The following is a 15,729-nucleotide window of genomic DNA, read 5'->3' on the forward strand; positions in this document are numbered from 1 at the left end:
AGGGAATAGACATGAAATTTCGCGCACTTATCGGTTTAAGTCTGCTTGGCTTCTGGAGTGCGTCCGCGCACTCTCAAGACGTTGCCGCCAAAATCTGGCCGCAGCAGATCTCCGGTCCGGCCTGCAATACACCGCCGGCCTGGAATGAGGATCGCCGATATGCTTGCTCCGAAGCCGAGCGGGCGGCGTGGCTCGCCGACATCCGCCACTGGCGGGACGAACGCCGGGCGCGGACTGGCCTGTCTTCGGCTGAATACTCGCGACCGGAGTTGGCCTGGACGCAGTCGAGTTTCGTCCAAACCCAGACCATGGTCCACGACCGATTTTTTTACGATCCGGTGTCGCGCACATATACGGTTGAAAAATACCTCGCCGATCTGAAAAGCCGTTATGGCGGCGTCGATAGCGTGCTTTTATGGCATACCTATCCGAACCTGGGCGTGGACAGCCGCAACGCCTATGACCTGTTCAACGACCTGCCTGGCGGCCGCGAGGCGGTGAAGGAAATGATTGCCGATTTTCATAAGGCGGGCGTCAAGGTTCTGTTCCCCGTCATGGTCTGGGACCGCGGCACGCGTGATCAAGGCGCACCCGATACCGAAGCGTTGACGCGTGACCTGGCGGCGGTCGGGGCGGACGGGATCAATGGCGACACCCTCGATGGACTGCCCTATGCCTTTCGCAAGGCCTCCGATGCGCTGGGGCACCCCCTGGCGCTCGAACCTGAAATCGGTCTGGGCTCGGACGAGATGATCAATTACAATCACATGACCTGGGGATACTGGCGGTTTGACTTCGTACCCTCGGTCAGCCGATACAAATGGCTCGAACCCCGTCATATGGTTCACGTCAACGACCGCTGGGCCCACACCCACGGCGATCTGCTGCAATCTGCCTTTTTCAACGGCACCGGCTATGAAAGCTGGGAAAATGTCTGGGGCATCTGGAACCAGCTGCCCGATCGCGACGCCGAGGCCCTGCGCCGGATTTCGCTTATAGAACGGCAATATGGCCGTCTTCTGGTTAGTCGCGACTGGGAGCCTCATGCGCCGATGGAAACGTTCGGGGTGTTTGCCAGCAAATGGCCGTCCGACACCGGCACCGAAACGCTTTGGACCATTGTCAACCGCAACGCCTACGCCGTCTCCGGCCGCCAGATGGTTGTGCCGACCAAACCGGGCATGCGTTATTACAATCTCTGGACAGGCGACGCGCTCACGCCGCGCACCGACGGCAAGCAGACTGTCTTGACCTTCGATATGGAGCCCAAGGGCTATGCCGCCATCCTTGAGACCGCTCAGCCCGATGATGAACTGGCGCCCTTCCTGTCCATCATGAAAACTGCCAGCGTCCGCCCGCTGGCCAGCTATTCCGACCAATGGGTCACCGCGACCCAGTCGCTGGTGGAGATACCCAAGACAGCTCCGGTAAAAACCGCGCCCACTGGCATGGTCCTCATCCCGGCCGGTGATTACACCTTCAAGGTCGGCGGCATCATGATCGAGGGCGTCAATGATGAAGGTGTCGACGTCCAGTACCCATGGGAAGCATCCGCGCGGCGCTACCACACGCAAGACATGCGCATCGATGCCTTCTACATGGACCGCTATCCAGTCAGCAATGCTCAGTTCAAGCAGTTCATGGATGCCACACACTATACGCCCGCCGATGCGCATAACCTCCTCAAGGACTGGGTCAACGGCACCTACCCCTCCGGATGGGCCAATAAGCCCGTGACCTGGGTCTCCATCGAAGACGCGCGTGCCTACGCAGCCTGGGCCGGAAAGCGGCTGCCTCACGAATGGGAATGGCAATATGCCGGCCAGGGTCAGGACGATCGAACCTATCCGTGGGGGAACGACTGGATCGCCGGGCATGTCCCTACGCCGGATACGGGTCGCGACATGGCGGCCGCCGCGGATGTGACCGCCCATCCTGCGGGCGAAAGTCCGTTCGGCGTCCGCGACATGGTCGGCAATGTCTGGCAATGGACCGACGAATATCGCGACACGCACACCCGCGCCGCCATCGTCAAGGGCGGCAGTCATTATAAGCCGCAGGGCTCACGCTGGTATTTTCCGCAGGCCTACAAACTGACCGAGCACGGCAAGTACCTGTTGATGGCGCCCAGCATCGACCGGTCAGGCGCCATCGGGTTCCGCTGCGTGAAGGACAAGATCTGAGATTTCGGATCGTCGCCTCAGGCGGTCAGCGCCAGCAGCGCCGAGGCGATGACTGCCAGCACCAACCCGACAATTTTCAGTTCGCCCGGAATCACATTGGCGACGACAAGCGAGATCACCGCCGTAACCAGTGGGCCACCGGCATTGGTTAGCGGGGCGACGACAATGGCCTTGCCATATCGAAAGGCGAACACAAGACAGAGCGCGCCGATGGCGTTGAGAATCTGAATGCCGGACGCCAGCCACGGCCCCTCCAGGCCCAGATTGATCGGCTTGGCGAAGTCCGTCATAGCCAGCGCCACGGGAACAAGCATCAGGCCCGTCACCATCATGTAGAAGAAGATGCTTTCGCCCGTCATGGTATGGTTGGCAAGCTTCATGAAATAGGCCTGAATGCCCCAGCAGGCCATGATCACAAGGGCCAGCGGAAACCACACTCCGCCATTCATGAAGGAAAAGCCTTTTTCCGGTGAGAAGTCGAACAATGGCAAGGCAATCAACGCCAGAACGACGCCCAACAGCCCCAGCCGCGTGGTCCGTTCCTTCAGGAAGATCGCTGACATCAGGATTGTCACCAGCGGCGACAAGGAGATGATGGGGAAGATGAGATAGGCCGGGCCGGTATTCACCGCATAGAACAACACCATCTGGCCGCCAGCCCCCAGGAGGCCGATAATCAGGCCGTACAGGACGGCACGTGGACTATGATCGAGCTTCCATCCGGCCTTTGCCAAGACATAGAGGGCCGGCAAGATCATGGTGACCGCCCAGACGCAATAGGTCAGGGTTTCGGGAAACCCCTTCTGGGCCGAAATGCCGGTAAAGGCGCCCCACACACCCCACAGGCCTACGACGCCCAAGGCATAGATAAGCCAGCGTTTGCCCGCCACAGCGGTATTGACGGACGGTTCAGGCACGGGTTCGTTCATGGCGTGGCCCTAAACAGGTATGGCTTCGATAAGAAGAAAACGGTCGAACCTGACCGCCAGACGGTTCTTAGCGGGGGTGACCTCGCCCAACCCGGTATTGTTATAGTAGTCAACGAGCCGATAGCGCCGCTTCGTCAGGCCGCGCAGTTCCACCGGACCCGCCCATTTCGACGCATAGAAGGCGTAATAGAGTTTGCCGTCCTTTTCGACGGCATGGGCTTCGGGTTTGTCAAAGCCGATATCGTAGAGATCACCGCGATATTGGCCCTGCGCAAGCCGCTTGGTGTTGTAAAGGCCTATCCACTTGCGCCAAAGAGCTTCGCGCTCCGGCGTGAGTTGATAGTTTTCTCCCTTTTCGTGACCCGGCCCCGGCCAGGCGAACTTTGTCGAGACAATGCCGCCGATCCCAACAGTTGAGGCGAAATCATCCCCGCCGTCGGACAGTTCAACGTGGTCACCGGCATAGGCGGCGTCCCCGCCCATCAGGGCTTTCAATGACTTACCCTTCAGACGCACCTGCCACGAACTTAGCGGATCGGAGGCGGGCACATGGTTGGTATATGGCAGGTTATGGAAGGCATACGACGTGCCGCACGGACAGAATTCCACGACCACGTCCGGATTCGCTTCCCTGGCTGTGTCGTAAATCAGCTTCCAGAAGGTCTGGAGTTGCTCGACCGAATCCTCCGGATGCGCATGATTATGCGCCGGATTGTAGCACGGGGCGACGCCATTCATGTGCTGGCCGTCAAGCTTGAGCCCTTCGAAGCCCCACTCACAGATGATTTTACGAACAAGCTGGCGGTAATAGTCCTGGGTCGGCCGATAGGCAGGACATAGATAAAAGGCGTTCCACCAGGTGACGTTCTGCACTGCGCCGTTTTGATCGAGCAAGAGCATGTCGGTATGATCGTGCAGAAGATCCGTGCCTGGGTCGACCGCGAGTGGCGCCAGCCACAGACGCGGCCTGAGTCCCGCCCTCTTGATCGATTGCACGAAGGCAACCATGTCGGCGTCTTTATGCGGAAACTTCTTCGTATCGAGATACCAGTCGCCTTCGGAGGTTTGCCAGCCATCATCGAGCACCGCCCAACTCAGGCCGACTGCCTTGGCCTTGGCCAGGGTGCCCTCGATTTCCTCAACCGTGAAATTGCGCTGATAGCCCCAGGCGCACCATACCGGCTCATAGGACGAGGCCGGCGGTTTTGGCGCGGCCAGCCCGCGATCCGCCATAACCCGGCGATAGGTGTCGAGTGTCGCGAAATGGTCGCGCTGGTGAACCGATACGAAAGTATCGAGCGTGGTCAGTTCGTCACCTTGCGTCAGGGTCACCGGGTGATCCCGACAGATGGCAACGCCCGCCCCGGCCGGCGTTGCGACCAGCGGCAGGGAAATCAGTTTGGGTGTTAATTCTATGTGGCCCACCGCCAGCCCGGCGTCGGGCCGCCAGACGTCCACAATCGGTGTGCCGCTGCCATAGTCTGACGCATTCATGCCCATGAAATTCGGCTGGTCGAATCCAGCCTTGACCGGCTGAACCCAATCTCTTCGGTCATCGTGCGAAGAGCCGGAAAAGGACCAGAAGGCTGTGCCTTTCAGGGTGTGTGCGTGGCTGGTCCAGCGCGTGACCGCCACCGGGGTCGCTTGCGTGTTGCGGTAGGTTACGCGCGTCAGAGCAAAGCCCGGAAAGCGGTCGTAAAGCCTAATCTGCACGACCTTTTCCAGGCCTTCCGCCGACGTTCCCCGTATAACGAAGACGGTCCCATCCCCGTGTTCGTCCCGGATTTTCTTCTGCGTTTTTTCCTTGAAGGAAAAACGATCAATGACCCGGCCGTCGGAGAGTGTAACGGTTTCTGACGGCGCGAACTCCGTTAATCCGATCCTATTGCCGGTCGGATCAAGGCTTATGCGGCTGTTGAGCCCGAGGTCGAACTCAACCGAAATAGCGCTATCGCCGACGGTGGCGATTGCTGCGGACTGGGCAAAGACGGGCGGTGGCGTCAAACCGGAGGCGATCATTGTGCCCGACAACAGTTTCAGCAGCCCCCGGCGATGCAGGGCCGTTGCCGTTTTTGGGGAGGTTGATGGTTGGCTTGTCATGGTCTGCCCTCCGCTATCGCCCGCCGTTGGCGACAGGGTTCGTTTTAATCTTGCATAAGTCAAATTAAAAAGGCAAACAAAAAGACATCAAAACGAAACATTAAATTTCGTTTTCGTTGCTTTTTAAAGATGACATTAGGCTGACGGTGTAGACGTCAGCGCATGACGACTGGCTGTCAGACTGGACCTATCTGGCGACAGCGCGCAGCCCGCACATCGCCGATATTGACACCAACGCACAGGGGCTTGCCCTGCCCAAGGCGGTAATGGACAAGATCTATTACAAGAACGCGCGCCGCGATTTATGAGGCAGTAGCCAGCTTGCTCACGCGAGGTGCAAGGTGAAGCCAAAGCGGTCGGCGGCATCGCGGATATAGTCCGGCGCATCTGAATCGGTAATCAACGCGTTTATCTCGCTGATATCGATGATCCGGTGCAGACACACCTTGCCGAACTTCGACGAGTCGGTGATGGCGATGACCTGACGCGCCGTCTCAACCATTTTACGGTTCAATTGCGCTTCAGGCTCATGATGCGTCGTGATGCCGCGTTCGACATCGAACCCATCGACACCAAGAAACAGCTTGTCGAGCAGAAGTTCATCAAGCGCCGCCACCGTCTGGGCGCCATAGAAGGCCATGTTCTTGCGGCGCAATTCACCGCCCAGCATGATGATCTTTATTTTTCGCTTTTGCGTCAGGGCCGACAGGACACCGAAGTCGTTGGTGACGACCGTAATGTCTTCGTCATCGGGCAAAAAGCGTGCGATCTGCAGGGCAGTCGTGCCCGAATCCAGCATGATGGAATCGCCGGGCTCGACCATGGCCGCTGCCAATTGACCGATACGTTCCTTCTCTTCAGTATGAATAACGCGCTTGGTTTCGATGGGAGGCTCGGCATTCACCGTCACCACTTCGGATGAAATCGCCCCGCCATAGGCCCGCGTAGCTATGCCGTGCTCTTCGAGATAATGCAGGTCCTTGCGGATCGTCTGCATCGAAACGCCGAACTGTTCGGACAACGCCACAACCTGCACGCTGCCGCGCGACTTGAGCATGGATGTAATCTCACGCCGGCGCTCGGAGGTGTCGCGCGTCAGCTTCACAGTGTCTTCCGCCATAGTCTCAGCCCTGGTCGCAGGCATCCCGCCCGCCTTAGCTTTCGCTTATCTCCCAAACGGGGCACAAATTCAACCTTGCAACCTCAACAGCGGAAAGTAAAACCGGTTAGGAAACGAAAAATGCGCAACCTTTGTCGCTTTTTTTGTTTCGATTGAGACACAATTCAAGGCCGAATGCGGGAAACCGAAAACACATAGGCATATCGAAATACAACCGGAGCGTTTCGTATCAGCGCGTAGGCCCGTTTCACACAGCGGCGGCGGTCCTGACATCCATGCCGGTGGCAACGACCGAGACGCGGATCAGGTCGCCCATGTCACGATCGAGCGCCGCGCCGAAGATGATATTCGCCTCAGGGTCCACCCATTGCGAAATAGCATTTGCCGCCTCATCGATTTCGTGAAGGCTGAGATTGAGCCCGCCGGTCACATTGACCAGGATGGCCTTGGCGCCGTGCAGGGAGGCTTCGTCCAGCAGGGGATTCTGAATAGCGTTCTGGGCGGCCTGCAACGCCCTGCCCTCACCGGTCGCTTCGCCGGTTCCCATCATCGCCATGCCCATATTGGCCATCACGGCCCGCACGTCGGCAAAGTCGAGATTGATCAATCCAGGCAGGACGATCAGGTCGGTGATGGATTGCACCCCGGCGCGCAGAACGTCATCTGCCATGCCGAACGCTTGCGCAAAGGTCGTTTTCTCCGTGGCGACCCGAAACAGGTTCTGGTTCGGAATCACGATCAGGGTGTCGACATAGCACGCCAGTTCACCGATGGCGGCATCCGCCAAACGCATCCGGTGCCGTCCTTCAAATGTGAAAGGTTTAGTGACCACACCCACGGTCAAGATACCGCGCTCGCGCGCAATTCTGGCGATGACAGGCGCCGCGCCACTGCCCGTACCGCCGCCCATGCCGGCGGTGATGAAAACCATATGCGCGCCAGCGAGGAACTCAGCGACTTCGGCTTCCGATATTTCGGCCGCCCGTTGGCCCACTTCGGGATTGGCGCCCGCTCCGAGGCCTTGCGTGACAAGGGCGCCCAACTGGATACGGTTTTTCGTCCCGGACCGCTCCAAGTGCTGGGCGTCGGTATTCGCCACCACAAATTCAACCCCAACAAGCCCGCACTCGATCATATTATTCACGGCATTGCCACCGGCGCCCCCGACGCCGAACACGACGATGCGCGGAGACAGGTCGGAAAAAGGTACTGACGGGGCGTGAGCAGACATTCGGATTGGCCTTCGCAGGTTCGAAAAATTGGCGACGAGGTGCTATCGGGCAACGCAGCGCAAAGCCCTGATAAGTGGCGCTCATGGCATGATTCTGTCCTCCGTGTCGGTTTGGCTGCAAATTCACCTGCGTGATATCCTCCGCCGCCCCCTCCTCCAGTTTCAGCGCGGACAGGCCGCCGGTCCCTGGCGGTCCCGGCGATGGCGTCGGCGCACCGAGGCGCTATTGCCGACAGCAAAGCGCGATGCCTCAAATACCGATGGCCCCCCATTACCGCTTGGCAAAGGGTAACGCGCTCAATTCAGCCCAGACGCCGTATCGAAAGAGGCATATTCACCCGGTCCCTTGCCGGACCAGAGCGGGTTTGTTTGCCGCAAGTGCCAGAGCCGATATCAATGCGATACTAATTAACGGCACTAGGGCCAGCATGACCTCGGCGGCCGTGCGGTGGATTGTCAGCAGCGTGCCCGCCAACAAAGGTCCAGCTACGGCGCCCAGGCGGCTCACTGCGACCAGAAATCCGACGCCCGTGCCCCGCCCGGATGATGGATAGACTTCCGTCGCCAGGGCATAGAGTAAGAACCCGCCGCCGCTGAGAAAAAAGCCCATCCCGAACCCGGCGATACAGGCCTGCAGAAGATCATGCCCCGTCGCTGCCATACCGACCACACTCAGGATCATGCCAAGCCAGGTGAGACCATAGAGCCAGGTCCGGTGTCTTAATCGAACCAAGACACCAAAGACAAAGCCGCTGGCCGCGCCACCCAGGGTTAGAACCATAGCTATTTTCGACGCGTCCGTCTTGAGAAATCCCTTTTCGACCAGCAGGGAAGGTAGCCAGTTAATAAGGAGATAAAGCGCCAGTGACGTGAAGAAGGCGCTTGTCCACATGAGTAAGGTAGGCGTCAGGCGCGCCTCCGCCGCCAACACGTCATTAATGCCGGCCCGTATACCCCGCGTGCGATCGCCGCGGAAGGCGGCGGATTCCGGCAGGATAAACACCATAAATGCAGCGACGATCGCAGGCACCACGCCGCCGATCCAGAATATGCTTGTCCAGTCAATGTCCGGACGGGCAACGCTTAGCCCTCCAACCAGGAAGCCGCCGAACGGCATGGCTGAACTCAAAATGGTGACGCGCATCGCCGCCCGTTCTGGTCGGCCCGTCTCGGCGGTCAGAGCGATCAGATTGGGCATGGCTCCGCCAAGCCCAAGCCCGGTCAAAAACCGCATGACCAGCAGGCCAGCGGTATCGCTGGCCAAGGCCGTGCCGATGCTGAAAAGGCCAAATGTGACCATGGACGCAATAAGAACGCCACGTCGTCCGGCGCGATCCGCCAGGCGCCCGCCGACCAAGGCGCCGACAAACAGGCCAAAGGTGCTGGCGCTGAATACCCAACCCAGGTGCGTTGGATCGAGATGAAAAACGGGAGCAAATTTCGGGGCTGCAATACCCGCCGATTGTAGGTCATATCCTTCGCACAACCCGGCAATAAAGCACAGGCAGAAGACAAGCCCTGGCGACGCATGCTTGGCAGGTACGGTCATGTCTGCCTCTTAGCATCATGGCCCTCGGCCGCCAGCTGCGCCTCGCGACGACGCGCCATCTTCACCACCAGATTATCAGCCACGCCTGGACGCGACCACGGACATACCGCCAGACAGATGGCGCATCCGGCGTTTTCCGCAAAATAGGGAATGCATTTGTCGAAATCGACATACCAGCGTTCGACACCTCTTACCCATTGCTTGTGATCGGTGATGGCGCCCGGGGGGCAGGCGTCGTCGCACACCCGACAATTGAGACAGAAGTCATCCGAGCCGAAAATATCTTCTTTATTGAAGACCAACGGCATGTCCGTCGTCACGCCCGCCAGACGCAGATTGGCACCATAGGTGCGATTGATCAGCGAGCCGTGCTTGCCCAACTCCCCAAGGCCGGCGTCGATCGCTGCGGGTATCAAAAGCAAGGCATCGGCGCGCGGGCCCGGGTACGGATAACCGAAGAAGCCTTGTTGGCGGATCCAATTGGCCAGCTTGTAGGACGCGCGGGTGCAACGGGCATACTGGCGGCCGACCTCGGCTATGCCGGCGCCATTTTCGGGAGAACTGGGAACCTGCTTTAGATTGTCGTAATCGTGGGCAAACCCCAGCATCAGCACATTGGGCACGTCGATTGCATAGCTTTCGACAATATAATGGGTCTTGACGGTCGTGGCGCCGAAAAGGTCGGATTCGTTGGCCAGGGCAAATTCGCGCGCCATCGCCGTCCATTCCTGCGGTGTCCGCTCGATCCGTTCCGGACAAATAGGCACCAATGGCGGATAATCACGGGCTGCCAGAAACGCCGCTACGGCTTCGGGCGTCACACGACAACCGTCACTGGCGATCTGTTGCAAGGTGCCGAAGGGATGCTGGGTTGGTGGGTGCCAGAACATCGGTGATGCCTGACGAAACGCCTTTTCCCCCTGCCCGTTCAGTATATTGCCGGAGACGCCTTCAGGCCATGCCGCGATGACCACCGGACCCGGCATGTAGGTTTTTTCCTTTTGTCTGGACATCCGTGCCTCCCCTTAGAATGTCTTGGATAGGCGCAGGCCGACCTGGCGCGGCGCAAGCGGTACGACGAAGACATCTCCGCCCAGGAACGGGTCGCTGGAGGCGTAACTGTAGTCGAAAGAATTGAGCAGGTTATTGACGTAGAGGGTGACACGCAGCCCCGACCGAAGGGTGGCAGCAGCGCTGACATTGACCCGGTCATAGGCCGGGGTCGTCAGTTGGTCCCGCGCCTTCGACATACGGGTATTGTCCTGGAAAATGATCTTGCCGACGTGGCTATATTCGGCAAAGAGATCGAGCGTGCGGCCACCAGGAAGATTGCGGCTATATTGCGCAGAGGCATAGGCCGTCACCTTCGGTACATTTTCAAAGGGTGTGCCGGACATGTCGAATATATCGGTCGGCGAAAAGGTCCGCACGAAATCGTCGAAAACGCCGTCGGAATAGGACAGGCTGCCATTTATACGCAGACCCTTTAGCGGGCGGGCGGTCAGTTCGGCTTCGAAACCGTTGACGTGGCTGTGGGCGGCATCCTGAATGACTGTAATTGGGACGGGACCACCGCGCGGATCGGGAATGACATTGTTCAGTTGCTGATTTTCGATGTCGATATGATAGGCGGACGCATTGAGGACAAGACGGCGATCGAGAAACACCGACTTCACGCCGAGCTCGTAATTGCGGGAATTTTCGTCCTTATAGACCAGATTGTCGGCGCGGCCGGGATAGCGGTCCACACCTCCGGCTTTCCAGCCTTCGGCGTAAGTGGCGTATACGGATACGTCCGGCGCTAATTTATAGGCGGCCGACGCCATCCATGACAGATTATCGAAATCCGGATGGCCGTCCCGCACCAGAGGGCTGGCCCGGTTGAGGGGCGCACCGAATACAGAGACCTTGCTACCGGTGCCGTCGACCTTTTCCTGCGAATAGCGCGCGCCAACGGTCAGTTCAATCTCTGGCGCCGGACGATAGTTGAACTGACCGAACGCCGCAGCCCCCTTGCGGACGTCCTTGAAGCGTTCGTTTATATAGAATGCTGCCGGAACGGTCGGGGCCGCTCCGGGCCCCGCCTGGCGTTGGCGCGCCTGATTTTGGTCCTGCTCAAAATAGTATAATCCCGCCAGCCAGTTCACTTTTTCGCTGCTGCCTTCGAGACGGAATTCCTGACTTGTAAAGGCCTGATCGACCTGGGCTGCCAATGTCGCGCCATGCACCGCCACCGGAGACGGTGCCAACCCCAGATAGGCCGGCAGGATCGCCGTGCCGCCCGTGCTGGCGCGATTATCCATATCGAGCAGATTGTCGGAATCCGAATACCGATAGCCAGTGATCGAGGTGAAGGTGAGATGATCGGTGAGGTCACCCGTGACGTTCAGCTGAAGGCCATGATTGTGCTTGGCATCCGGCCGATCCTGATCGATCGGGCTCTGGCGGTGATTGCCTGCCAGGCGCACACCGCGAACGGCCTCATTGTAACGGCGGCGACTGGCGTCGGCCATCAGGGTGAGGTCGAGGCCTTCGCGCGGTATCCAGCGCAGCGTGCCGCGAACGGCGCTCTGTTCGTAATTGTCCTGATGTTGGCCCAGAACCGTATTGTAGATGAAGCCATCGGATCGGCCGTAAGAGGCGCTCAGTCCGCCATACAGATTGGCTGCGATCGGACCATCAAGGGTGGCAAGCGCACGAATCGTGCCGAAAGTCGCGCCCTCGACCGACAGACGACCATGCGGTTCTGGGCCCGGCTTGCGCGTGATCATGTTGACAGCGCCGCCCTGCGTATTGCGTCCGAACAGCGTGCCCTGCGGCCCGCGCAGGATCTCGACACGTTGTAAATCAAGCATGGCGGTATCGAAACCGATCTGCGGCTGATACATCCCGTCGATAAAGACGCCGACAGCCGGTTCCAGGCCGGCATTAAAGCCGACACCGCGCATGGTCAGGTAGGCCAGATCGCTCGAGTTGCTGACAGAGCCCGGCGCCGTGAACAGGCCAGGCACCTGACCGTAAAGCGCATTGACGTCCTGAACATCGCGACGTTCCAGATCGACCCCACTGATCGCGCTGATCGACAACGGCACGTCTTGGATGGCTTCCGAGCGCTTGCGGGCTGTAAGAATGACTTCCGTTGCGTTCTCGTCGGCCTGCGCCGTCGGCACGCTAGAAATGACGGGTTCCGCCCAAGCGGTCGTGGCCATCAGGGCAGCCGTCAAAAGGCCGCTATAGAGCGAAATGCTCTTTATCTTCTTCATATGTGCGTTTCCCCTCGCCGAATATTTCCGGTCAGGATGAAAACGCTATCGACGGATTCTACCTGCCGCAATCCCGGCTCGCGAGAAAATATGAAATACTAACCCATTATCTTTATTGATTTTTTCCCTGTTGCAATATGGCATCATTGTAGTCACGTACCTACATATTCATCAAAACATGTAGCCACATATCCGCAGGGTGGCGACGCGCTTTTAGACAGCACTCGTAAATTGATAGGGCTGCCCGAGCCCTTCGCCTACTCGCTCGACCTGGCGCCCGCAGATAGCGGCCACGCATAAAGGGCCGCCAGCGGCCATTATCGAGTTTCGCGCCATCCGATCAGGCAGCTGTAGCGCCCAATGTATATGAGATGACATCCGAAAATGTGTCAAATTTACTACCTTTTTCTTTCGTTTTGCATATATAACGAAAGTTTATGTAGACATAAAAGTGAAGGCGTACATAAATCGCAAGATAAGGGAACCATCCACCTCATTCATTCGCGGTTTAAGGAGACAGACTCATGCCAACGACATCCCGATATCAAAAATGGCTCACTTCGGGCGTTGCACTCGTGACGCTCAGTTTCGCCGCGTCGTTGGCCTATGCCCAGGAGACCCCGCCGACGCAGGATGCCGTCGATCCGCCCACGCAGGAAGTTGTCGTCGTGGGCGTACGCGGCAGTGTCGCGCGCGCGGTCAAGCTGAAACGGGATGCCACGACTGTCCAGGATTCGATCAGCGCCCTTGAACTGGGCATGTTCCCTGATGACAATGTCGCCGATTCTTTGAGCCACATCACCGGCGTGTCGATATCTCGCACCGCGGGCGGCGAAGGGCAAAAGGTCAGTGTGCGGGGACTTGGCCCCGAATACACCCTCTCTACCTTCAACGGCCGCATCCTTGCCACCGACGGTGCAGGCCGCGATTTTGCCTATGATGTTTTGCCGTCCGACGTCATTAGCGGCGCGGATGTGATCAAGGGGGCTGAGGCGTCGCTGACGGAAGGCGCCATTGGCGGCCTTATCAATCTGCGCTCGGCCAGTCCGTTCGACAAACGGGGACAACATGGGATTTTACGCCTAGAGGGCGACAAAAATCTGATGTCGAAGCTAGATGGCAAGAAGTTTTCGGGCGTCTACAGCAATACATTTGCCGACGATAAGCTGGGCGTTCTTTTTGGCATTGTTCTGGAAAACCGCAATGATCGTACGGATGAGGCCGGAAACGATGGCGGCTGGACGCGTAATCCGGACCCGAATGACCCAAGCTGGCTCTATGGCAATGCATGGGGCGGCAACATCGACCCGAATAACAATGGGGTACTTGACCCGGACGAATATGGCTTGATTGGCCCGGGACAATTCCGCGTGGGCTCTATCCTGGAGAAGAAAAAACGGTCTGCCTACACGGCCAAGGTCGAATGGCGCCCCAACGATAACTTCCGCCTGGTTATCGATGGATTGACAACGAAACTCGATTCTCCCCAGGTCGGCTATCAGCAGTCCTTTTATCCGCTCTATGCGCCGGGACGCTGGTCCAACATGGTGATCCAAAACGGCATCGTCACCAGTTTCGACATGACTGATCCCGATCCGGAATTGCGGCTCAATCCGGAACTGCTCAATCAAACCACATATCGCGTCGTCGAGACGAAGCTCTATGGCGCCAATGCCGAATGGCGCGTGTCGGATACGCTTACCCTGACCGGCGACATATATCGCTCGACATCGTCCCGGCATTCAGGCGGGCAAGACAGCTATGTTGTGCTTCGCATGAACCAGCCCAACTCAGCCCACATCTCCCTCACCGGCGCGGCGGTGCCGAACGTGACCGTCAACTTCGACGATGGGCGCGAATTGGCCAGCGGCCTGGCGAACGGGCAGTTTACCGATGCCGATTTCAACACACACTACTTCTCTCTTTCCGGCGACAATATCGACGATGCCATTAACGGGGCGACGGTCTCAGGCAAGTGGGCGGTTGGTCGGTTTTGGGTCGATAACCTGCAGTTCGGTGTCAGTTATACCGACCGCAGCAAGTCACGCGATCTGATCAATAACTCGCTGACGGGCGGTGCCGACTACTATTCGGGCGACCACGCTATCAATGTCGGCGATCTTACTGGCAACGTTGTTTCGCACAGCTTTACGCTGCCTAATTTCATGAACGGGGTGAATGCCGATTTCCCGCACACTTTCCTCGCCTTCGATGTCGCAAATTATCAGAAAGCTCTCGCGGCCTATGACGGACATCCCCGGGCGGGTGGAGACCCCGGCGAGGTCTATACCTACGCCTCTGCGGCCCCCGTATGGAACCCGCTTCAGAGTTATCGCGTAACGGAAAAGACCTGGGCCGGCTATGTGCAGGCCAATCTTGCCGGCGAACGCTGGACCGGCAATGCCGGTCTTCGCGTGGTACGGACGAACACCACCGCTCAAGCCTGGGATGCGAAGATTCTGAACATCATCGAAAACGGCGCGTTCAACTATACGGCCGTTTATGCGGCGCCCACGCCAGTCAGTCAGGACAATGAGTATACCTACGTCCTTCCGTCTGCGAACTTCAACTACCGCATTACGGAGGAACTTCGCCTGCGCCTGGGCGCTGCCAGAACCATGGCCCGCCCTTCGGTAGAAACGCTCGCGCCTACTAGCACCACAGAGAGCGTGTCATGGGGTGATTTTACCCAAGTTTACGGCGGCAACGCCGCGCTTAAGCCCTATTCCGCCGATCAGTTCGATGCGTCACTTGAGTGGTATTTCGGCAAGAATTCGATATTCAATCTCGCGGTTTTCGACAAGCAGATTAAGGACCAGATCACGACCAGCTGGGAACCGGGTCAGGACATCGGCGTACCCGGCCATTTGTTCAATATCAGCCGTCCTATCAATGGGGATCATGCGAAGGTCAGAGGTATCGAAATCGGCCTGCAACACTTCCTCGAAAATGGCCTTGGCATGCGCGCACAATATACGCGCAACTGGGCCAAAAGCTGGGTCGGCGATGAGGAGCGTCCGCTAGAAGGCATTGCGCCATCGGTTTACTCGCTCGGCGTGTTCTATGAGCACGGCCGCGTCTCACTTAGTCTTACCGGCGACCACACCGATGGCTTCGTCACGGCGATCAACGTATTGGGCGAAGGCTATAACGAACAGGCCGATCCGATCACCTGGGTAACGGCGCATGCGTCCTACAAGATCAATGACCGGACCGACATCACACTTGAAGGCCAAAACCTCCTCAATGAAGCCAATACCTATAGCATAAACGGCAATCGCTTGTTGCCTCAGGGCTATTATCGCTATGGCGCCTCGGTCAAACTGGGCGTCAGCTATAGATTCTAGCTTAAGG

The 15,729-nt window shown here is 58.3% G+C and carries 8 protein-coding genes and 1 pseudogene; 2 read left to right on the top strand and 7 right to left on the bottom strand.

Annotated elements, in window-relative coordinates; all coding sequences use genetic code 11:
• Positions 1-11: 11 nt before the first annotated feature.
• Positions 12-2,183 carry a formylglycine-generating enzyme family protein gene (locus RCJ00_RS08185; RefSeq protein WP_316221312.1) on the top strand — a complete coding sequence of 724 codons (2,172 nt, stop codon included), beginning with the start codon at positions 12-14 and terminating at the stop codon, positions 2,181-2,183.
• 17 nt (positions 2,184-2,200) lie between these two features.
• Here RCJ00_RS08185 and RCJ00_RS08190 read toward each other — a convergent pair whose 3' ends face one another.
• The 7 genes and pseudogenes from RCJ00_RS08190 to RCJ00_RS08220 all read right to left on the bottom strand — a co-directional run bounded on the left by RCJ00_RS08190 (position 2,201) and on the right by RCJ00_RS08220 (position 12,375).
• Positions 2,201-3,112 (bottom strand): EamA family transporter, encoded by a 912-nt coding sequence (locus tag RCJ00_RS08190; protein WP_316221313.1) that lies wholly within the window; start codon positions 3,110-3,112, stop codon positions 2,201-2,203.
• A 9-nt stretch (positions 3,113-3,121) separates the two neighbouring features.
• On the bottom strand, positions 3,122-5,212 hold the full coding sequence (locus RCJ00_RS08195) for a glycoside hydrolase family 36 protein (RefSeq protein WP_316221314.1): 2,091 nt from the start codon (positions 5,210-5,212) through the stop codon (positions 3,122-3,124).
• 325 nt (positions 5,213-5,537) lie between these two features.
• The gene (agaR, locus tag RCJ00_RS08200; protein WP_316221315.1) at positions 5,538-6,356 is read right to left on the bottom strand and encodes a transcriptional repressor AgaR; all 819 of its coding nucleotides are present in this window, start codon (positions 6,354-6,356) and stop codon (positions 5,538-5,540) included.
• Between the two features lie 226 nt (positions 6,357-6,582).
• Positions 6,583-7,563, bottom strand: a pseudogene (gene ftsZ, locus RCJ00_RS08205) (cell division protein FtsZ); the annotation flags it as partial.
• Between the two features lie 334 nt (positions 7,564-7,897).
• Positions 7,898-9,112 (bottom strand): MFS transporter, encoded by a 1,215-nt coding sequence (locus tag RCJ00_RS08210; RefSeq protein WP_316221316.1) that lies wholly within the window; start codon positions 9,110-9,112, stop codon positions 7,898-7,900.
• Positions 9,109-10,125: a 4Fe-4S dicluster domain-containing protein gene (locus RCJ00_RS08215; RefSeq protein ID WP_316221317.1), complete on the bottom strand. Its 1,017-nt coding sequence runs from the start codon at positions 10,123-10,125 to the stop codon at positions 9,109-9,111. The genes RCJ00_RS08210 and RCJ00_RS08215 overlap by 4 nt, the downstream gene beginning before the upstream one ends.
• A gap of 12 nt (positions 10,126-10,137) precedes the next feature.
• Positions 10,138-12,375, bottom strand: a complete 2,238-nt coding sequence (locus RCJ00_RS08220) for a TonB-dependent receptor (RefSeq protein ID WP_316221318.1) — start codon at positions 12,373-12,375, stop codon at positions 10,138-10,140.
• A 524-nt stretch (positions 12,376-12,899) separates the two neighbouring features.
• Between RCJ00_RS08220 and RCJ00_RS08225 the strand changes: the two genes are divergently transcribed.
• The gene (locus RCJ00_RS08225) at positions 12,900-15,722 is read left to right on the top strand and encodes a TonB-dependent receptor (RefSeq protein WP_316221319.1); all 2,823 of its coding nucleotides are present in this window, start codon (positions 12,900-12,902) and stop codon (positions 15,720-15,722) included.
• The last annotated feature ends 7 nt before the right edge of the window (positions 15,723-15,729 follow it).

The sequence above is a fragment of the Asticcacaulis aquihabitans genome (assembly GCF_032490435.1).
In the GTDB taxonomy this organism is placed as follows: Bacteria; Pseudomonadota; Alphaproteobacteria; order Caulobacterales; family Caulobacteraceae; genus Asticcacaulis.